Here is an 18284-nt window from a genome sequence, read left to right as displayed (position 1 = left end):
AATGGCATCTCTTAAAGAAATCGATACACGAATAAAATCAACAAAAAAGATGAAACAGATTACGAAAGCAATGAACATGGTTTCTAGTTCGAAATTGCGTCGTGCTGAAAAAAATACGAATCAGTTCAGACCATATATGGTTAAAATGCAAGATGCAATTACAGCTGTTGCTGGAGCGGACAAAAATTCACATCACCCAATGTTACAACAACGAGAAGTGAAGAAAAGTGGTTATATCGTAATTACTAGTGACCAAGGCCTTGCGGGTGCATACAATGCGAATGTGTTGAAACATCTAATGAAAGATATTGAACGCAAACATAGTAGTAGTGATGAATATTCCATCTTAGTTTTAGGCCAAACAGGTGTTGATTTTCTTAAAAATAAAGGATATGACATTCATGATTCTTTAACAGAAGTTCCTGATCAACCTTCATTTAAAGAAATACAAGCAATTGCTAAAAAAGCAATAGATTTGTATAACGATGAGATTGTGGATGAGGTGAAAATTTATTACAGTCATTTCGTCAGTGTTTTAGAAAATACACCGTCGATGAAAACTGTGCTTCCATTGTCTCCAGAAGATTCAAGCTTAGGACATGGTCAAATGTCTTCATATGAATTTGAACCAGACAAAGAAGCAATTTTAAGTGTCATTTTACCTCAATATGTTGAAAGTTTAATATATGGAACGATTTTAGATGCAAAAGCAAGTGAACATGCAACACGTATGACGGCTATGAAAAATGCATCTGATAATGCGACAGATATCATTGATGATTTATCTATCGAATATAACAGAGCGAGACAAGCAGCAATCACTCAACAAATTACTGAAATTGTTGGTGGCGCAGTTGCACTTGAATAATGATTAAAGGAGGAAAATAGCATGGGATTAGGCCGTGTAACACAAGTTATGGGTCCAGTAATTGATGTTCGCTTTGAGCACAATGAAGTTCCAGAAATTAATAATGCCTTAGTTCTCGATATAGAAAGAGAAGAAGGTACTGTTGAATTAACGTTAGAAGTTGCATTACAACTTGGCGATGACGTAGTACGTACAATCGCAATGGATTCAACTGATGGTGTTAAACGTGGTACAGAAGTAAGAGACAGCGGAAACAGCATTAGCGTTCCAGTTGGTAATGAAACGTTAGGTAGAGTGTTTAATGTATTAGGTGATACGATAGACTTAAATGAAGACATAGATGACTCAGTACGTCGTGATCCAATTCATAGAGAAGCACCTGCATTTGATCAATTATCTACGAAAGTTGAAATATTAGAAACAGGTATCAAAGTTATTGATTTATTAGCACCTTATATTAAAGGTGGTAAAGTTGGATTATTCGGCGGTGCAGGTGTTGGTAAAACTGTATTAATCCAAGAATTGATCAATAATATCGCTCAAGAACACGGTGGTATATCAGTGTTCGCAGGTGTAGGTGAACGTACTCGTGAAGGTAATGACCTATACTTTGAAATGAGTGATAGTGGTGTTATTAAAAAGACAGCGATGGTTTTTGGGCAAATGAACGAACCACCTGGTGCTCGTATGCGTGTAGCACTTTCTGGTTTAACTATGGCTGAGTATTTCCGTGATGAACAAGGACAAGACGTTCTACTATTCATCGATAACATCTTTAGATTTACGCAAGCCGGTTCAGAAGTTTCTGCACTATTAGGTCGTATGCCTTCAGCCGTTGGTTATCAACCTACATTAGCAACGGAAATGGGACAATTACAAGAACGTATTACTTCTACAACTAAAGGTTCTGTAACGTCAATTCAAGCAGTATTCGTGCCAGCCGATGATTATACCGACCCAGCACCAGCTGCAGTATTTGCGCACTTAGATTCAACTACAAACTTAGAGCGTAAATTAACTGAAATGGGTATTTATCCTGCAGTTGACCCATTAGCATCTACTTCTAGAGCGCTTGATCCATCAATTGTTGGTCAAGAACATTATGAAGTAGCACGTGAAGTACAATCTACCTTACAAAAATATAGAGAATTACAAGATATTATTGCTATTTTAGGTATGGATGAACTTTCGGAAGAGGATAAACAAACTGTAGAACGTGCGCGTCGTATTCAGTTCTTCTTATCTCAAAACTTCCACGTAGCTGAACAATTTACTGGGCAAAAAGGATCTTATGTGTCTGTTCAAAAAACAGTAGAAGGCTTCAAAGCAATATTAAATGGTGATTACGATCATATTCCAGAAGATGCATTCCGTCTAGTTGGAAGCATGGATGAAGTAATTGAAAAAGCTAAAGATATGGGTGTTGAAGTTTAAAATTAGGAGGTATGGATAATGAATACATTAAGCCTAAATATTGTCACTCCTAATGGTTCTGTTTACGACCGAGAAGATGTCACTCTGGCAGTTTTACAAACTACTGCTGGAGAAATCGGTGTCATGTATGGACATATTCCAACAGTTGCAGCACTTGAAATTGGCTATGCCAAAATTAATTTTGACGGTGGTTCAGAATATATTGCAGTGAGTGAAGGTTTTGTTGAAGTAAGACAAGATAAATTATCAATCATTGTTCAAACTGCAGAGCCTGCGAATGAAATTGATGTCGCTAGAGCAGAATTAGCTAAGTCAAGAGCAGAATCTCATTTAAACAATGAAGAAGATAGCAGTGACATAAATAGAGCCAAACGCGCATTAGATCGTGCTAATAACCGTCTTCGTGTCGCTCAATTACAATAATGAATAAAAGATATACTATGACGAATATCTAAAAAAGTCGACAAAGTTTTTACTTTGTCGACTTTTTCTTTTCTAATTAAACATGTCAAAATTAAATTTTTAGCGTTAATTTAGCAATGAAACATTAATTCAAAATATGGATTATAGTAACTTTCTTAAATCACAAGTGAATTATAATAATGTACCAAAGATTTAAGAGTGTAGTATGAATAAAAAAGTAAAAGTTTTACTTTCACATATACTTTTAATCGTTTAGAAGTAAAGTAAGTAAAAATATTTAATTTTAATAGTTATGCATACATGATATATATAATGGGAAAATAATATTAAATTGACGCTTATTATTTAAAAGTCAGTAATCTAATTATTAAGTATCTTTTGTTTAGTGTTTCGTGTAAAATATATAAATAGTGTTTATCAAGGAGAATGGCTTATGGAATATTTAGGACAATTTTCAATTGTACATCTCATACTACATGTCCTTTGTATTTGTATTGCTTATTGGGCATTGAATGCAGTGAGATTAGAGCAATTTTTTAAAAAAGGTTTTCCAGTACAAGTTCAAATTTGTATGATATTTTTAGCAATATTAATTGGAACTTCGGTCAGTAATTTTATTGTAGATTTATTACAATTTTCTACACAAATAAAATATTTGGTACAATAATTCAAATAATTGTATATTACGTATGATTATCGATATAATTTAATAGTAAGTTTGAATAAAAATTTTAGGCAATATATAAGTAGTTAAGTGGAGGATTTAAGATGGATAAGATAGAAATTAATGGTGGTAAAAAATTAACTGGTGAAGTGAAAGTTTCGGGTGCAAAAAACGCAGTATTACCAGTATTAACAGCATCACTATTAGCATCAAAAGGCGTGAGCAAATTAAAAAATGTACCAGCACTTAGTGATGTAGAAACAATTAATAATGTAATATCTACATTAAATGCTGAGGTCTCTTATAATAAAGAACAAGAAGAAGTTACAGTAGATGCAACAAAACAATTAAATGAAGAAGCACCATATGAATATGTAAGTAAAATGAGAGCAAGTATACTTGTAATGGGACCTTTACTAGCACGATTAGGTCATGCCAAAGTTGCTTTACCGGGTGGTTGTGCAATTGGCTCAAGACCGATAGAACAGCATATTAAAGGTTTTGAAGAACTAGGTGCTGAAATCCATATGGATGGTGGTTTTATATACGCAAACACTACTAATGGATTGAAAGGTACAACGATTCACTTAGATTTTCCTAGCGTAGGTGCGACTCAAAATATTATCATGGCTGCTTCATTAGCTGAAGGTAAAACTATTTTAGAAAACGTCGCACGTGAACCAGAAATTGTTGATTTAGCAAATTATATTAATGAAATGGGCGGAAATGTGTTAGGTGCTGGTACTGACACCATTACGATTGAAGGTGTTGAAGCCTTGTATGGCGTCGAGCATTCAATTATACCTGATAGAATTGAAGCAGGTACATTATTAATTGCAGGTGCAATTACAAGAGGAAATGTTTTAGTTAACGGTGCAATCAAAGAACATATGACGAGTCTAGTTTATAAATTAGAAGAAATGGGAGTTAATCTAGAATACCTTGATGATGCTATTCGTGTAAGTGCTGAAAACGAATTGAAACCGGTAGATATCAAAACACTTCCACATCCTGGTTTTCCTACAGACATGCAATCACAAATGATGGCGTTATTATTAACTGCAAATGGACATAAAGTAGTAACGGAAACTGTGTTTGAAAATCGATTCATGCATGTCGGTGAATTTAAAAGAATGAATGCTAAAATCACTGTTGAAGGAAGAAGTGCAAAAATTGAAGGTAAAAGTCAACTTCAAGGCGCTCAAGTAAAAGCAACGGATTTACGTGCAGCAGCAGCACTTATTTTAGCGGGACTAGTAGCTGAAGGAACAACATATGTTACTGAACTAAAGCATTTAGACAGAGGGTATGTTGATTTGCATGGTAAATTAAAGGCATTAGGTGCTGACATCAAAAGAATACAAGATTAATGTTATAATATATTATATTAATAAATTGGAAACAGAGAGAAGTAAAGTTGGAGGAAGCAAATTATGGAAACAATTTTTGACTACAACCAAATAAAAGAGATTATTCCACATAGGCAACCATTTTTATTGATTGATCGTGTTGTAGAATACGATGAAGGTCAACGATGTGTAGCAATTAAACAAGTTTCAGGTAATGAACCATTCTTTCAAGGTCATTTTCCAGAATATGCAGTAATGCCTGGCGTATTAATTACTGAAGCTTTAGCACAAACAGGTGCAGTCGCTATGTTAAATAGCGAAGCAAACAAGGGAAAACTTGCACTATTTGCTGGTATCGATAAATGTCGTTTTAAAAAACAAGTAACACCTGGAGATACTTTGCGCTTAGAAGTTGAAATCACGAAGCTCAGAGGCCCTATTGGTAAAGGTAGTGCTAAGGCAACAGTAGATGGACAGTTAGCATGTAGTTGTGAGTTAACATTTGCTTTACAAGACAAATAATAAAAAATAGTGTTACAGACTGTTTAAAACGGGCTGTAACACTATTTTTTATTTATCTACTTTTTCATCCTTCAGTCTTGGTTTAGATTGCATCATTCTATTAAAGGATTTCTTCAAGTCTTCACCAGATAAACCTTCATCTATTAATTGTTCTAATAAACTTTCAGCATAAACTTGTCTTAATGTGTAAATGTGACATTCACAAACAACAGAAATTGTATTTTCTAATTGAATGATATGTTTAATGGTTGCATCAAATAAAGCTGGATCGTTAGCAGGTCTAGTGATAACGACACGTATGTCTAATAATGTTTCGTTATCCATATATGTTTTCATAGTTTCATAATGATAATCTGAAATGACGATTTCAAGCAACCAGCCAGTGCCACTGTTTTCCTTATTGATGATGACACCATCTTCTAATTCGTACTCAGTTAAACCACCATTTTCTGATACGATTTGAAATCGAACAGCTTTAAATGTTTTCATCGTCTCACATCCATTTAATTAATTTAAACTCTACATAAAATGTATTTATATTATCATTATAACGTAATTTTCTATGATAAAGGTGAAAAAAGTAGAATTTTGTAGTCATTTACTTTTTGAAATTATAAAAACTGTATTTTGACGGAATCATGTGAATTTTTTATGATTTACTTATAGAGGAGGTGACATATGATTAACAGTATTGTCATTGTAGGGAGACTAACAAAGGACCCTAAAATTTATGAGAAGGAAGGTAATAAACTAGCTACATTTTGCGTAGCCGTCCCAAGAAATTATAAAGATAAAAATCAAAAAGTTATTTGTGATTATTTATTTTGTAAGGCATTCGGAAAAATTGCTAATAATGTCGAAAAATATATCAATCAAGGTTCATTGGTTGGTATAACTGGACAAATGCAATCGAGAAAATTTGAAAAAGAAGGACAGATGCATTTTGTATCAGAAATTTTTATTGAAACTATTAAATTTATGTCCCCACGTTCTAAAAATGAAGATGAAACACTTTTTGATCCACTTCCAATAGATCAAAACCCAGATCTTATAAGTCAATTTGATTTTGAAGAAAACGAAATTTATGAAATTGTATAATATTTCAAGCACTCCCAACTCCCCGTTAATTTAACCCATCAAATCTAATATATTTAATCCTACTATTTAATTATACTTCTATCAGGCTATTCTTATTGTCTATTAAATTAACAATAGACAATAGGAATAGCTAAAATACATACTTTATAGGAAAATGTACTTTTATAAGAAGGTAGAAATTTATCTCGAAATAATACAGAATAATCTGATAAATTACAATTTTATTACACTCACTATATTTGTTAAATAGTCACATAAACTTTCATAGCAGTTTTCAACATAGTTGATGATGCTTATATTCTATTTTATAAATGTAATCACCATGTAAAGAAAGGGTGTACTTTTTTATTTGGCTGTAACCTACTACTGTTTTTAAGATGTTATAGTTGTACTTGCAAATTAATCATAACGAAAAAATTATTTACCTTATAGGAGGAATTTTTAAAAATGAAAAAAACAGTATTAGCTTCAACATTAGCAGTAGGTTTAGGCGTAACAGGATTTGCAGCAGGAAACTCAGCAGACGCAGCTGAACAAGGTGTTGACAAAGCAGAATTAGCAAACTTAGCACAATCTAATCCAGAACAATTAAATGCATCACCTGTACAAGAGGGTGCATATAACTATAACTTTAATTATAATGGTACAAATTATAATTTTGAATCAGATGGCCAAACATGGTCATGGAGTTTTGGTGGAGGTTCTAGTGAAGATGTATCATCAGAACAAACAACTTCTGTTGAACAACCTCAACAAGCACAAACTGAACAACCAGCTCAACAAGCTGCTCCACAAACTGAACAAACACAACAACCACAACAAGAAGCAACTACAAAAGCTTCAACTCAATCATCAAGCTCAAATGAAGCTTCAACTAGCTCATCAGGTGTGAATGCACACTTACAACAAATTGCACAACGTGAATCAGGTGGCGATATTCATGCTACAAACCCATCATCAGGTGCTTCAGGTAAGTTCCAATTCTTACAAAGTACATGGGATTCAGTAGCTCCAGCTGAATATCAAGGTCAACCAGCTGCTAACGCACCAGAAGCAGTTCAAGATGCAGCAGCTCAAAAATTATATGATGAAGTTGGCCCTTCACAATGGGTTACAGCATAATATAACAAAATACAATAAAGTTTATTTTTGGAAAAGCTGAGACAATTTAATTGTCTCAGCTTTTTATTGTTATATTAAGTTAGTGCTAATTATGCATGAACGATAGCCAAAGTCCTGCATATTTTTTCTTATAAATAATATGCATCTAGAGTATATAAAGCTAATCATATGTACATTTAACTTAGTTTATAACTGTTGGGAGTACAATCATATTAAAGGTTTTTGTATTACTAGAATGTTTATATAAACCATTTTATTGCAATAGTTGATGTACTTTGATATGTTTTATATAAATACATAATAAAGAAACTACTAGGGGAGCCTTATGGCTGAGATGAGAAATTCAGACCCTTATAACCTGATTTGGTTAAGACCAACGTAGGAAAGTAGCATTCATTAATATTTGGGAAATTGCTCTAATATATATTAATAAACTACATTCCTACGTGGGATGTAGTTTTTTTAATTAGGAGGGCTAAATTTGTTATTTTCACAGGAATTAAAAAAAGCTTCACAACCAATTATTGAGGATATCTATAATGATCCATTTATCCAAGAAATGTTGCATGGTACGATTTCTGAAGAGGCTTTGAAATTTTATTTGAGAGCAGATGCTTCTTATTTAAAAGAATTTGCAAATATATATGCATTGTTAATACCAAAAATGAGTAGATTGGAAGAGGTTCAATTTTTAGTAGAACAAATACAATTTATAGTTGATGGTGAAGTAGAAGCACACGAAATCTTAGCAACATATGTACAACAAAACTATAGTGAAATCGTTCAAGAAAAAGTTTGGCCACCAAGTGGAGATCATTATATCAAACATATGTATTTCAATGCCTATTCAAAAGAAAATGCTGCATATACAATTGCAGCAATGGCACCTTGTCCATATGTGTATCAAGTGATTGCTAAAGAAGCGTTGAAAGACAGTGAATTAAATAAAGACTCAATTTTATCAAAATGGTTTGAATTTTATAGTACGGAAATGGATGAATTGGTAAATATTTTTGATGAATTAATGGACCGATTAACGCAAAATCTTGCAGTTGAAGAAAAAGAAGCAATAAAATCTTGTTTCTTACAAAGTACGATACATGAACGAAATTTCTTTAATATGGCATATATACAAGAAAATTGGTTATACGGAGGTCAAAATAATGAATAAACCTAAGATTGCGTTAACGATTGCTGGAACTGATCCTACCGGTGGTGCAGGTGTCATGGCAGATTTAAAATCATTCCATGCATGTGGTGTATATGGTATGGCTGCAATAACAAGCATTGTGGCTCAAAATACTAAAGGCGTACAACATATTCATAATCTAGATTCACATTGGTTAGAAGAGCAAATGGAAAGTGTATTTTCAGATGAACTACCACATGCTTTGAAAACTGGGATGATTGCATCTAAAGAAATGATGGAGATTATTCAAATGTATTTAAAAAAATACAACAATATTCCATATGTTATCGATCCAGTTATGTTAGCAAAAAGTGGTGATTCTTTGATGGATGATGATGCTAAAGAAAACTTACAAAATATTTTATTGTCTTACGCTACAATAGCGACGCCTAACTTACCAGAAGCTGAAGAAATTACAGGTATTACAATTCATGACCAACAGTCGATTTATCAAGCTGGCAATATATTTATCAATGAAATTGGTAGCAAGGGTGTTGTTATAAAAGGGGGACATTCAAGTGATAAAAATACAGCTATAGACTATTTATTTACACAAGATGATGTGTTTACCTTTGAAGAACCTAGATATGATACAAAACATACACATGGTACAGGATGTACTTTTTCAGCTGTTATTACTGCAGAGTTAGCAAAAGGTAAATCGATGTTCGATGCAGTTCAAAAAGCGAAGAAATTTATTTCACTTAGTATTAAACATACACCAGAAATTGGTTTAGGTAGAGGTCCAGTAAACCATTTTGCATATATGAAGGAAGTTGGTTTAGATGATGAATAATTTAGAAAAATTAAGGGCGGATCAACCGCTTGTCATTTGTTATACAAATGATGTAGTTAAAAATTTTACTGCAAATGGTTTGTTAAGTCTTGGTGCTAGTCCAGCAATGAGTGAGGCGCCTGAAGAAGCACATGATATGCTGACAGCTGCAAACGCTTTGTTAATAAATATTGGTACGTTAACAAAAGAAAGAGAACAAGATATTTTAAAAATCGCCAAAACAGCGAATCATCTTGGCAAACCGATTATATTTGATCCTGTTGCTGTAGGTGCTTCACAATACCGCAAAGATTTTTGCAAAAAGTTTCTCAATGAAATAAAAGTTACTGTTATTAAAGGAAATGCTTCTGAAATTTTAACGTTAATTAATAGCGATACTAAAATGAAGGGAACTGACAGCGATAGTAGTTTAGATTCAGTATCAATTGCAAAAGAAGCACGCAAACACTTTAATACGTCTATTGTCATAACTGGCAAAGAGGATGTTATTGCTCAGAATGAACACATATTTAAACTATCTAACGGATCTCCATTGTTGGCAAGAATAACTGGTGCTGGTTGCTTATTAGGAGCAATAGTAGCAAGTTTTGTTGACTCAGAAACCCCATCTATAAATGCGTTAATAGAAGCGGTCTCTCTATATAATATCGCTGCAGAAAAAGCTGAACAAAATTCAGCAGGACCTGGTAGTTTTAAAGTAGAATTGTTAAATGCATTGTATAATATGACCTTTGAAACTGATATACAATATCAAAATAAGCAAGAGGTGTAATTATGTTTAACAAAGCGTATTTAAAGCTATATTTTATTTGTGGTACACAAGATATACCAAAACAAACATCAATTATAGATGTTGTGACTGAAGCTTTAGAATCAGGAATTACAATGTTCCAATTTCGAGAAAAAGGGGATGGTTCATTAACTGGAAATGCCAAAATTGAACTTGCACAAAAATTATTATCTTTATGTAAAAGTTATCATGTTCCTTTTATTGTTAATGATGATGTAGACTTAGCAAAAGCAATAGATGCTGATGGAATACATGTAGGACAAAATGATGCCAATATTGATGCATTCGCCAGTACATTTAGTAATAAAATAATAGGTCTTAGTGTAAGTGATTTAGAAGAATATCAAGTATCGGACTTAACCAATATTGATTATATCGGTGTTGGACCGATGTATCATACGGGCTCAAAATCAGATGCTAAAGCTCCAGTGGGCCCAGGAATGATTCGAACATTAAGAACTAAAGTTCAAGATTTTCCAATCGTTGCAATTGGAGGTATTAATACAAAAAATGCTCAAATCATTATGAATCATGGTGCAGATGGATTATCAATTATTTCTGCAATCTCGAAAAGTTCAAATATCCAAGAAACTGTACAACAATTTTTACAAACTGTTGAATAATGCGGAAAATTTCTTTTTTTGTTTTCTACTTTCCTTTGAGTATGATAAAATAAATTTTATGTGAATATATCATTAGAGGTGGAAAAATGAAAAAGAAAGCGCTACTACCTTTATTATTAGGTGTAATGGTCCTTTTAGCAGGCTGTGACTACTCTAAACCTGAAAATAGAGATGGATTTTTCTTTAATACGTTTGTAGAACCAATGGACAAGTTAATTCATTGGTTGGGAACAAGTTTCAACAATGATTATGGTTTAGCAATAGTAGTACTTGTATTGGCAATACGTGTTGTATTATTGCCTTTCATGTTATCAAACTATAAAAATAGTCATATGATGCGAGAAAAAATGAAGGTTGCAAAACCGGATATTGATGCAGTTCAAGAAAAAGTTAAGCGTTCTAGAACGCAAGAAGAAAAAATGGCTGCAAACCAAGAAATGATGGAAGTATATAAAAAATACGATATGAATCCAATGAAGAGCATGTTAGGTTGTTTACCAATCTTAATTCAAATGCCAATCATTATGGGCTTATTCTTCGTATTAAAATACCCGTCAAGTGGTGGATTTACGGAACACCCAAATTTCCTTTGGTTTAACTTGTCTCAACCTGATATTTGGATTACAGTTATCGCTGGTATTTTATACTTCTTACAAGCTTTTGTATCAAGTAAGAGTATGCCAAATGAACAACGTCAAATGGGTTATATGATGATGATTATTTCTCCAATTATGATTGTTTGGATTTCTTTAAGTTCTGCGTCAGCATTAGGTCTTTATTGGTCAGTCAGTGCGGCATTTTTGATTGTACAAACTCAAGTTGCCAACATGTATTATTCTAATCTTGCTAAAAAAGAAGTTGCTCCAATGATTGAAGCAATGAAGAATAATAATTCTGAAAAAGCTAGCAAAGGTAAAAACACGCAAGTAGCACCTAAGAAATCTAAAAAGAAATAATGCATTACATCATTAATTTAAATGATAGACCTGGTACATAATATATAGCAGGTATAAAGTTTAGAAGCACTTGAGATGATTATCTCAAGTGCTTCTATTTTTTTATATTTAAAATAAATGTATCTTAGTTTCGAAAGCGCCGTAGCTATCCAATATATAAAGGTGGTCTACAAAGTCTGGAACAAACATACTTGAATTATTAAAAATACCATTCTTTGAAAAAAGTATCGACATAATTTTTCATAAATTCATGTCGTTGTTGCGCTAAATTTTTTGCTGTTTGAGTGTGCATGAGTGATTTAAGTTTAAATAATTTTTCATAAAAGTGTTTTATTGCAGAAGGTTTCCAATCAAAATATGATTGATTAGATTTTTTTATATTATTGGATTGTTGGTCAATCCACATAGGTTCACCAAAATGACCTGCAAATTGAAATGTGCGTGCTATACCAATTGCACCAATCGCATCTAAACGATCTGCATCACGAACAATTTGTCCTTCAATCGATAATTTAACATGATCATTTTTACCATTTTTATAACTGATATGTTCAATAATATGTAACACATTTTGTTGTATTACGTGATCAAGTTCCAAACCATTGAGGAATTGTGCTAACTTTACTTTTGCTTCTTTAGTATTTGTAAGTTTGTTATCGATAGTATCGTGTAAAATACTTGCTAATTGTATGGTGAGTAAATGCCCTTGTTGTTCATTGTTAGCAATATATTCTGCTAATCTTGTTACGCGTTGTATATGTGCAATATCGTGCCCGGTTGTATCATCTTTATGAAAATGTTTCATGTAGTTTTGCGCTTTAGTGATTATATCTTCATTAGTCATATCAAGTTGCCTCCATTTTGAGAAAAAACTAAACTAAATTATTGTTTGAGATTTAATTGTTATAAAATTATAAAAAATACATTGATGTGTTTAAATAGTGGGTGATCAACAATCTTTTTAAGATGAAAGTATTAAGTGTTTTTACTAGAGTGACAAACAACATGTATATACTTTAAGCTTTTATAAGCGTAGAAATACATTTTTTAATTCGGTTGTTTATAATTACTAAGATTAAAAATGTCCGAGACATATGATAAGTCTCGGACTGATAATGATTCTATAAAATCGGAGATAATAATCTTGAAATGCCTTCTTTAAATTTGACCCATAAACTTCTTTGTTCATATAGTGCTTTAGTTAATCTATAAGAAACATTTAAATCTTCTTCAAAAGCCATTCTTAAAGCTTTAGCAATATGTGGGTCATAGATGAATGCGTTTATCTCAAAGTTTAATGTGAAGCTGCGGTGATCCATATTTGTTGTTCCAACACTGGAAACTTCATCATCAATGACGAGTGTTTTAGAATGTAAGAAACCATTATTGTAGTGAAAGATATTCACACCAGCATCTAATAAAGAAGCAACGTTATTGTATGTTGCCCAATAAACAAAAGGATGATCCGGTTTATTAGGTATCATGATATTTACGTTCACGCCACCTAAAGAAGCAATTTTAACAGCATCTAAAAATGCTTGATCGGGAATAAAATAAGGCGATTGTATATAAATAGAATGCTTTGCTGAAGCAATCATTTTTAAATAACCGTATTTTATTTGTTCCCACGTTTCATCAGGACCACTAGAAGCAATTTGCACACCCGTCGTACCACCTGAATCTACGTCTGGAAAATAACGTTCTTCATATCTTAAATTATCACGTGTTGAGTGTGAGTTCCAGTCAAGCATAAAACGAAGTTGTAAAGCGTTAACGGCATCACCAACGATACGGAGATGTGTATCTCTCCAGTATCCAAATTTTTTCTTAAGTCCCAAATATTCATCACCGACGTTAAATCCACCTACGTAACCAATATGTCCATCGATAACAACAATTTTTCTATGATTTCGATTATTCATTCTCAAATTGATTAATGGTAATTTAGATGGAAAGAATGCTTCAACGAGTCCACCTTTTTTTCTAAAAGCTTTAAAGTCTTTTATAGATAAACCTCTAGAACCCATATCGTCATAAAGCATTTTTACTTCGACACCTTCGTCAAGCTTATGTTCTAATGCAGTTAATATTCGTTTTCCTAGATAATCATTACGGAAAATATAGTATTGAATATGTATATAATCTTTGGCATTATATATATCTTCAATGAGTGCATCAAACTTTTCTTTTCCGTCTATAAAGATGCTTATATCATTATCAGTAGTTAAGAAAGCCGCATTATTATACAATAACATTTGAACCATATCTTTAAATTTTACGATTTGATGATTGCCTTTAGAAAAATCATCATTTTTCAAGGCTTCTAGTTGTTCATTTACAATCATTTCAATGCCGACTTTATCTTCTTCATCTAAACTAAAGATATGTTCGCGTTGGATTTGGCGACCAAAAAGTAAATACACGATAAAACCTAAAATAGGTATAAGACCCAAAACCAATATCCATGCCCAAACAGAACCAGCAGATCGTCGCTCCATAAAGATAATTGTAAATGCAAAGATTAGGTTTAATATAAATGCGCCAATCAGAATAACATTAATGATGACGTTTGTATGGTTGTAAGTTATAGCAAAAATATCTATCATATTAAACCTCCAAATTGCTATTCAATTAATTTACAATTGATAAATTCTTCATCATTGTAACATGGTACCACGTTTTTATCACTTGACTAATACCTGATAGGGGTATATTATAAATGTATATTAAGAGGGGGCGTTGGATTATGGCAGAAATGCAAAAAGCGCATCATTCTGAAGAAATTAAATCAAATTTAAAATCTCGTTTAAATCGCATTGAAGGACAAGTAAGAGCGATCAATCGTATGATTGATGAAGATGTATATTGTGATGATGTGCTTACACAAATTAGAGCGACAAGATCAGCACTTAATAGTGTTGCTACGAAATTATTAGATCACCATATGAAAAGTTGTATTATGGATAAAGTGAACCAAGGTGAGCAACAAGAAGCAATGGATGAGTTGTTGGTAACTTTCCAAAAGTTAATGAAAGATTAGAACAGGTGACGCCAATGGAATCACAAACGATTTATTTACGTAAAATAGATAATAAACAAGATAAGCTTCAAATAGAAAGAACATTATCACAAATCATCGGTGTGAATCATGTTTCAGTTGAAATTGAAAAAGGACAAGTGTTTATAGAATTTGAAACACCAGCAAGTTTAAACAATTTAGAAAAAGACTTATATGATTTAGGATTTGAAATTTTGTATTAAATCGACTTCAGTCATTGAAATGTTATCTTTCTCATATCATGTTATAAAGTACAGGGTGAAACAATCAATAGACTGACTGGTATTGATTTATATTCTGTTTTTGTTTTTATTGCTTATAATAATTATAAGTGAATGTTTTAAAATTACGTAATAAAACAAAAATTATTTTATAAGATAAAGAAAATTTCAATAACATGTAGTAATTCGGAAATAAATAGGGTAAGATATAATAGAAGCTAGAATTTAGGAGTGATGATATGAGTAAAGATAACGAAAAGATTCAAAATGTAGTTAAACTATTATCATCATTAGGGGTAAACATAAAGAAAACTAAATCAAGATTAGAAGTTATGCATACTTTACCAACGACTGTGAAAACCGCTAACGAATTGAAATAGTGCGTTACCCATACAAAGATTAAAAGCATATATGCAAATTTAAGAGGCTGAGACATTGATTGTCTCAGCCTCTTATTGTTAAAGCAGCAGTTAATCTTGACTTGAAGGGATGGTACGGTGAAGCCTTATTAAATAAATTGATTTTCTACTCATTCCATTTTAGTGTGCCGTGTTGAACGATAAATTTATAAAAAACAAAAGCGTTGAAAACTTTTTGATCTAAGAGTTTTCAACGCTTTTTAAATATGTCAATGCAAAACAAGTAGCTATTTGTTTTGCGTTGTATATTGTCTAGATTGGTGATAATAAATTGATAATATCACGCCAATACCACACATTAAACTCCATAATGAGCTACCACCATAACTAATAAATGGCAATGGTATACCCGTAATTGGTAATAACTGAATGGTCATACCAATATTTTCTAGGATATGGAATAGTATCATTGTAGTAAATCCAATGATGAAAATTTTACTAAACGGTAATTCAATTTTAGTAGCAAGTCTTACTAAGTGAAAAATAAATGCAAGAAAAATCAACAGCAAAATGACTGAACCAATAAAACCAAATTCTTCTCCAATAACTGAGAAAATAAAATCCGTATGGTTTTCAGGAATATAAACTTCACCTTGATTGAACCCTTTACCAAATAGTTGTCCAGAACCAATCGCTTTAAGTGACTCAGTTAAATGAAATCCATCACCACTACTATAAGTATAGGGATCAAGCCACGAATTGATACGACTTAATTGGTAAGGTTGAATGCCGAAACTATTTTCTAAAATAGAAGGTTTATAAATCACTGATAATATCACCGTAGAAGCAATAACGACTGACCCTATTAATATAGGTGCTAGTATCTTCCAAGTGATTCCACTGATTATCATAACACCGATAATAATCGCAAAGATAACCAGTGTTGTACCTAGATCATTTTGCAATAATATAAGTACCATAGGGATAAAAGCTATACCGATAATTTTAAAGAATAATTTAAAGTCAGTTTCTAAAGATTTGTTAAATGTAAATTGGTTATGTTTAGTTACAATTTTGGCCAAAGCTAAAATCATAACTATTTTCATAAATTCGGATGGTTGAACACTAATTGGTCCAAACGTATACCAACTTTTTGCCCCATTTATAATCGGTGTGATAGGTGTTTCTGGAATAATTAGTAATAACAACAATGAGAAACAAAGTATAATATAAAGTAAATATGTATATTTCATAAGTTTTTTAGGTGAAATTAGCATTATTAGAAATGCGATAATCGCCCCAAAAACATAATATAGTATCTGGCGTATACTAAAGTTAGCGCTATATTGACCTCCGCCCATTGCAGAACTAATAAACGTAATACTTATGATTGCTAGTAATGCGATGAAGCCAATTAAAATCCAGTCTATTTTTCGGATCCAATGATTATTTTTTGATTGACGTGAAGTATTCATTTCTTACTCCTTTGGAAAACTATTATTTCAATTACTTGTAGTATATATAGATTTTACCGAACTTTATACGATTTTGCTAGAAGTAGGGTATGTAAAACTTAAATAATTATTTTAAGTGTCATTGAAGTTTTCACTTTAAATACTTTAAAAACTTCAATATACTTATAAAAAACAATTATTTTACAACTACATAACAAATGCAAAATGCTAATAAATCGTGATATGATGTAGTTTAAGAATTCTATATGGAGGCTAAAATATGGCTAAAGAAAATGTTTGTATCGTATATGGAGGGAAAAGTGCTGAACACGATGTATCAATATTAACAGCACAAAATGTCTTAAATGCGATTGATAAAGAAAAATATCAAGTGGACATTATTTACATAACAAACGATGGAGATTGGAAAAAGAAAGAAAATATCGTAGATCCTATAGATGACATAGATGCGTTACGATTAGCAGATGTTCCTGCCGGAGAAATCTCTAAATTATTAAATGAAGGCAGCCTTGGCATAGCATATAGTGCGGTTTTCCCATTACTACATGGACCGAATGGTGAAGATGGAACAATTCAAGGTTTATTTGAAGTGTTAGATATTCCATACGTTGGTAATGGTGTGCTAGCAGCCTCAAGTTCAATGGATAAGCTTGTGATGAAACAACTCTTTGCGCATAGAGGCTTACCTCAATTACCATATGTAAGTTTCTTAAGAAGCGAATATCAAAAATACGAAAATAATATTTTGAAATTAGTACATGACAAGTTAGAATATCCTGTATTTGTGAAACCTGCAAATTTAGGATCAAGCGTAGGTATTAGTAAGTGTAACGATGAGGAAGAGTTGAAACAAGGTATAGAAGAAGCATTTCAATTTGATCGTAAATTAGTAATTGAGCAAGGCATCAATGCTAGAGAAATTGAAGTGGCTGTCTTAGGTAATGACTACCCAGAAACGACTTGGCCGGGAGAGGTAGTTAAAGATGTGGCATTTTATGATTACAAAGCTAAGTATAAAGATGGAAAAATCAAATTGGATATTCCAGCTGACTTGAATGATGATGTAAAAATGACTTTAAGAAATATGGCTGTAGAAGCATTTAAAGCAACAGATTGTTCAGGATTATTGCGCGCTGATTTCTTTGTAACGGAAGATAATCAAATTTTTATAAACGAGACAAATGCTATGCCTGGTTTCACAGCTTATAGTATGTATCCAAGTTTATGGGAAAACATGGGCGTAAGTTATGCAGAACTCATAAGTAAATTAATTGAATTAGCAAAAGAAAAACATGAAGATAAAAAGAAAAATAAATATAAAATTGATTGAGGCGGTT

The 18284-nt window shown here is 32.2% G+C and carries 21 protein-coding genes and 1 riboswitch; of the genes, 17 read left to right on the top strand and 4 right to left on the bottom strand.

What is annotated here, in order from left to right; all coding sequences use genetic code 11:
• Window position 1: 1 nt before the first annotated feature.
• The 6 genes from atpG (at window position 2) to fabZ (ending at window position 5260) form a co-directional block, all read left to right on the top strand.
• Entirely contained in the window at window positions 2-868 is an 867-nt protein-coding gene (gene atpG / locus MUA21_RS08805) for an ATP synthase F1 subunit gamma (RefSeq protein ID WP_046207762.1), read from the top strand.
• Between the two features lie 21 nt (window positions 869-889).
• On the top strand, window positions 890-2302 hold the full coding sequence (atpD, locus tag MUA21_RS08800) for a F0F1 ATP synthase subunit beta (protein ID WP_107525989.1): 1413 nt from the start codon (window positions 890-892) through the stop codon (window positions 2300-2302).
• A gap of 18 nt (window positions 2303-2320) precedes the next feature.
• On the top strand, window positions 2321-2725 hold the full coding sequence (locus tag MUA21_RS08795; RefSeq protein ID WP_019468303.1) for a F0F1 ATP synthase subunit epsilon: 405 nt from the start codon (window positions 2321-2323) through the stop codon (window positions 2723-2725).
• Between the two features lie 433 nt (window positions 2726-3158).
• Window positions 3159-3392 carry a DUF1146 family protein gene (locus MUA21_RS08790; protein ID WP_046207763.1) on the top strand — a complete coding sequence of 78 codons (234 nt, stop codon included), beginning with the start codon at window positions 3159-3161 and terminating at the stop codon, window positions 3390-3392.
• A gap of 101 nt (window positions 3393-3493) precedes the next feature.
• The gene (gene murA, locus MUA21_RS08785) at window positions 3494-4759 is read left to right on the top strand and encodes a UDP-N-acetylglucosamine 1-carboxyvinyltransferase (RefSeq protein WP_107525987.1); all 1266 of its coding nucleotides are present in this window, start codon (window positions 3494-3496) and stop codon (window positions 4757-4759) included.
• 63 nt (window positions 4760-4822) lie between these two features.
• Window positions 4823-5260: a 3-hydroxyacyl-ACP dehydratase FabZ gene (gene fabZ / locus MUA21_RS08780; RefSeq protein ID WP_046207765.1), complete on the top strand. Its 438-nt coding sequence runs from the start codon at window positions 4823-4825 to the stop codon at window positions 5258-5260.
• A gap of 48 nt (window positions 5261-5308) precedes the next feature.
• Here the strand turns inward: fabZ and MUA21_RS08775 are convergent, their stop codons facing one another.
• Window positions 5309-5749, bottom strand: coding sequence for a YwpF-like family protein (locus MUA21_RS08775; protein ID WP_046207766.1), 441 nt, complete (start codon window positions 5747-5749; stop codon window positions 5309-5311).
• Window positions 5750-5938: 189 nt separating this feature from the next.
• Between MUA21_RS08775 and MUA21_RS08770 the strand changes: the two genes are divergently transcribed.
• The 7 genes from MUA21_RS08770 to yidC all read left to right on the top strand — a co-directional run bounded on the left by MUA21_RS08770 (window position 5939) and on the right by yidC (window position 11834).
• The gene (locus MUA21_RS08770; RefSeq protein ID WP_073346080.1) at window positions 5939-6358 is read left to right on the top strand and encodes a single-stranded DNA-binding protein; all 420 of its coding nucleotides are present in this window, start codon (window positions 5939-5941) and stop codon (window positions 6356-6358) included.
• A gap of 447 nt (window positions 6359-6805) precedes the next feature.
• Window positions 6806-7480 carry a transglycosylase family protein gene (locus MUA21_RS08765; protein WP_075100255.1) on the top strand — a complete coding sequence of 225 codons (675 nt, stop codon included), beginning with the start codon at window positions 6806-6808 and terminating at the stop codon, window positions 7478-7480.
• Between the two features lie 304 nt (window positions 7481-7784).
• Window positions 7785-7882, top strand: a riboswitch (TPP riboswitch).
• Between the two features lie 79 nt (window positions 7883-7961).
• On the top strand, window positions 7962-8651 hold the full coding sequence (tenA, locus tag MUA21_RS08760; RefSeq protein ID WP_046207769.1) for a thiaminase II: 690 nt from the start codon (window positions 7962-7964) through the stop codon (window positions 8649-8651).
• A complete protein-coding gene (gene thiD, locus MUA21_RS08755) occupies window positions 8644-9465 on the top strand; it encodes a bifunctional hydroxymethylpyrimidine kinase/phosphomethylpyrimidine kinase (protein ID WP_107526316.1) in 822 nt (273 codons plus the stop codon). Before tenA ends, thiD begins: the two co-directional genes overlap by 8 nt.
• A complete protein-coding gene (gene thiM / locus MUA21_RS08750) occupies window positions 9458-10237 on the top strand; it encodes a hydroxyethylthiazole kinase (protein WP_262562253.1) in 780 nt (259 codons plus the stop codon). Before thiD ends, thiM begins: the two co-directional genes overlap by 8 nt.
• A gap of 2 nt (window positions 10238-10239) precedes the next feature.
• Entirely contained in the window at window positions 10240-10878 is a 639-nt protein-coding gene (gene thiE, locus MUA21_RS08745; protein WP_262561093.1) for a thiamine phosphate synthase, read from the top strand.
• An 86-nt stretch (window positions 10879-10964) separates the two neighbouring features.
• Complete coding sequence (gene yidC / locus MUA21_RS08740; RefSeq protein WP_046207772.1) at window positions 10965-11834, top strand: membrane protein insertase YidC; 870 nt, start codon at window positions 10965-10967, stop codon at window positions 11832-11834.
• A 199-nt stretch (window positions 11835-12033) separates the two neighbouring features.
• Here the strand turns inward: yidC and MUA21_RS08735 are convergent, their stop codons facing one another.
• Both MUA21_RS08735 and cls read right to left on the bottom strand, forming a co-directional pair.
• Window positions 12034-12678, bottom strand: coding sequence for an HD domain-containing protein (locus MUA21_RS08735; protein ID WP_262561092.1), 645 nt, complete (start codon window positions 12676-12678; stop codon window positions 12034-12036).
• A gap of 277 nt (window positions 12679-12955) precedes the next feature.
• Window positions 12956-14440, bottom strand: a complete 1485-nt coding sequence (gene cls, locus MUA21_RS08730) for a cardiolipin synthase (RefSeq protein ID WP_046207774.1) — start codon at window positions 14438-14440, stop codon at window positions 12956-12958.
• A 140-nt stretch (window positions 14441-14580) separates the two neighbouring features.
• On the opposite strand from cls, the gene csoR reads away from it, so the two are divergent.
• The 3 genes from csoR (at window position 14581) to MUA21_RS08715 (ending at window position 15493) form a co-directional block, all read left to right on the top strand.
• Window positions 14581-14874, top strand: coding sequence for a copper-sensing transcriptional repressor CsoR (gene csoR / locus MUA21_RS08725; RefSeq protein ID WP_107526320.1), 294 nt, complete (start codon window positions 14581-14583; stop codon window positions 14872-14874).
• A gap of 14 nt (window positions 14875-14888) precedes the next feature.
• Window positions 14889-15095 (top strand): putative copper chaperone CsoZ, encoded by a 207-nt coding sequence (gene csoZ / locus MUA21_RS08720; protein ID WP_262561090.1) that lies wholly within the window; start codon window positions 14889-14891, stop codon window positions 15093-15095.
• Between the two features lie 257 nt (window positions 15096-15352).
• The gene (locus MUA21_RS08715; RefSeq protein WP_099091318.1) at window positions 15353-15493 is read left to right on the top strand and encodes an Lmo0850 family protein; all 141 of its coding nucleotides are present in this window, start codon (window positions 15353-15355) and stop codon (window positions 15491-15493) included.
• A gap of 266 nt (window positions 15494-15759) precedes the next feature.
• Here the strand turns inward: MUA21_RS08715 and MUA21_RS08710 are convergent, their stop codons facing one another.
• On the bottom strand, window positions 15760-16947 hold the full coding sequence (locus MUA21_RS08710; RefSeq protein ID WP_262561089.1) for an FtsW/RodA/SpoVE family cell cycle protein: 1188 nt from the start codon (window positions 16945-16947) through the stop codon (window positions 15760-15762).
• Between the two features lie 259 nt (window positions 16948-17206).
• On the opposite strand from MUA21_RS08710, the gene MUA21_RS08705 reads away from it, so the two are divergent.
• On the top strand, window positions 17207-18277 hold the full coding sequence (locus MUA21_RS08705; protein ID WP_262561088.1) for a D-alanine--D-alanine ligase: 1071 nt from the start codon (window positions 17207-17209) through the stop codon (window positions 18275-18277).
• Window positions 18278-18284: the final 7 nt, after the last annotated feature.

It is taken from the genome of Staphylococcus ureilyticus (assembly GCF_025558845.1).
GTDB lineage: Bacteria > Bacillota > Bacilli > Staphylococcales > Staphylococcaceae > Staphylococcus > Staphylococcus ureilyticus.
Note: the sequence above shows the minus strand (reverse complement) of the source record. Positions and strands in the feature narration are given on the sequence as shown.

Excerpts from the sequence above, each read along its gene's own strand:
- atpG (WP_046207762.1), top strand. The coding sequence starts at position 2 with ATGGCATCTCTTAAAGAAATCGATACACGAATAAAATCAACAAAAAAG.
- MUA21_RS08790 (WP_046207763.1), top strand. The coding sequence starts at position 3,159 with ATGGAATATTTAGGACAATTTTCAATTGTACATCTCATACTACATGTC.
- MUA21_RS08735 (WP_262561092.1), bottom strand. The coding sequence starts at position 12,678 with ATGACTAATGAAGATATAATCACTAAAGCGCAAAACTACATGAAACAT.
- thiE (WP_262561093.1), top strand. The coding sequence starts at position 10,240 with ATGTTTAACAAAGCGTATTTAAAGCTATATTTTATTTGTGGTACACAA.
- fabZ (WP_046207765.1), top strand. The coding sequence starts at position 4,823 with ATGGAAACAATTTTTGACTACAACCAAATAAAAGAGATTATTCCACAT.
- csoZ (WP_262561090.1), top strand. The coding sequence starts at position 14,889 with ATGGAATCACAAACGATTTATTTACGTAAAATAGATAATAAACAAGAT.
- MUA21_RS08770 (WP_073346080.1), top strand. The coding sequence starts at position 5,939 with ATGATTAACAGTATTGTCATTGTAGGGAGACTAACAAAGGACCCTAAA.
- MUA21_RS08705 (WP_262561088.1), top strand. The coding sequence starts at position 17,207 with ATGGCTAAAGAAAATGTTTGTATCGTATATGGAGGGAAAAGTGCTGAA.
- murA (WP_107525987.1), top strand. The coding sequence starts at position 3,494 with ATGGATAAGATAGAAATTAATGGTGGTAAAAAATTAACTGGTGAAGTG.
- thiD (WP_107526316.1), top strand. The coding sequence starts at position 8,644 with ATGAATAAACCTAAGATTGCGTTAACGATTGCTGGAACTGATCCTACC.
- csoR (WP_107526320.1), top strand. The coding sequence starts at position 14,581 with ATGGCAGAAATGCAAAAAGCGCATCATTCTGAAGAAATTAAATCAAAT.
- MUA21_RS08795 (WP_019468303.1), top strand. The coding sequence starts at position 2,321 with ATGAATACATTAAGCCTAAATATTGTCACTCCTAATGGTTCTGTTTAC.
- MUA21_RS08765 (WP_075100255.1), top strand. The coding sequence starts at position 6,806 with ATGAAAAAAACAGTATTAGCTTCAACATTAGCAGTAGGTTTAGGCGTA.
- thiM (WP_262562253.1), top strand. The coding sequence starts at position 9,458 with ATGAATAATTTAGAAAAATTAAGGGCGGATCAACCGCTTGTCATTTGT.
- cls (WP_046207774.1), bottom strand. The coding sequence starts at position 14,440 with ATGATAGATATTTTTGCTATAACTTACAACCATACAAACGTCATCATT.
- yidC (WP_046207772.1), top strand. The coding sequence starts at position 10,965 with ATGAAAAAGAAAGCGCTACTACCTTTATTATTAGGTGTAATGGTCCTT.
- MUA21_RS08775 (WP_046207766.1), bottom strand. The coding sequence starts at position 5,749 with ATGAAAACATTTAAAGCTGTTCGATTTCAAATCGTATCAGAAAATGGT.
- MUA21_RS08715 (WP_099091318.1), top strand. The coding sequence starts at position 15,353 with ATGAGTAAAGATAACGAAAAGATTCAAAATGTAGTTAAACTATTATCA.
- MUA21_RS08710 (WP_262561089.1), bottom strand. The coding sequence starts at position 16,947 with ATGAATACTTCACGTCAATCAAAAAATAATCATTGGATCCGAAAAATA.
- atpD (WP_107525989.1), top strand. The coding sequence starts at position 890 with ATGGGATTAGGCCGTGTAACACAAGTTATGGGTCCAGTAATTGATGTT.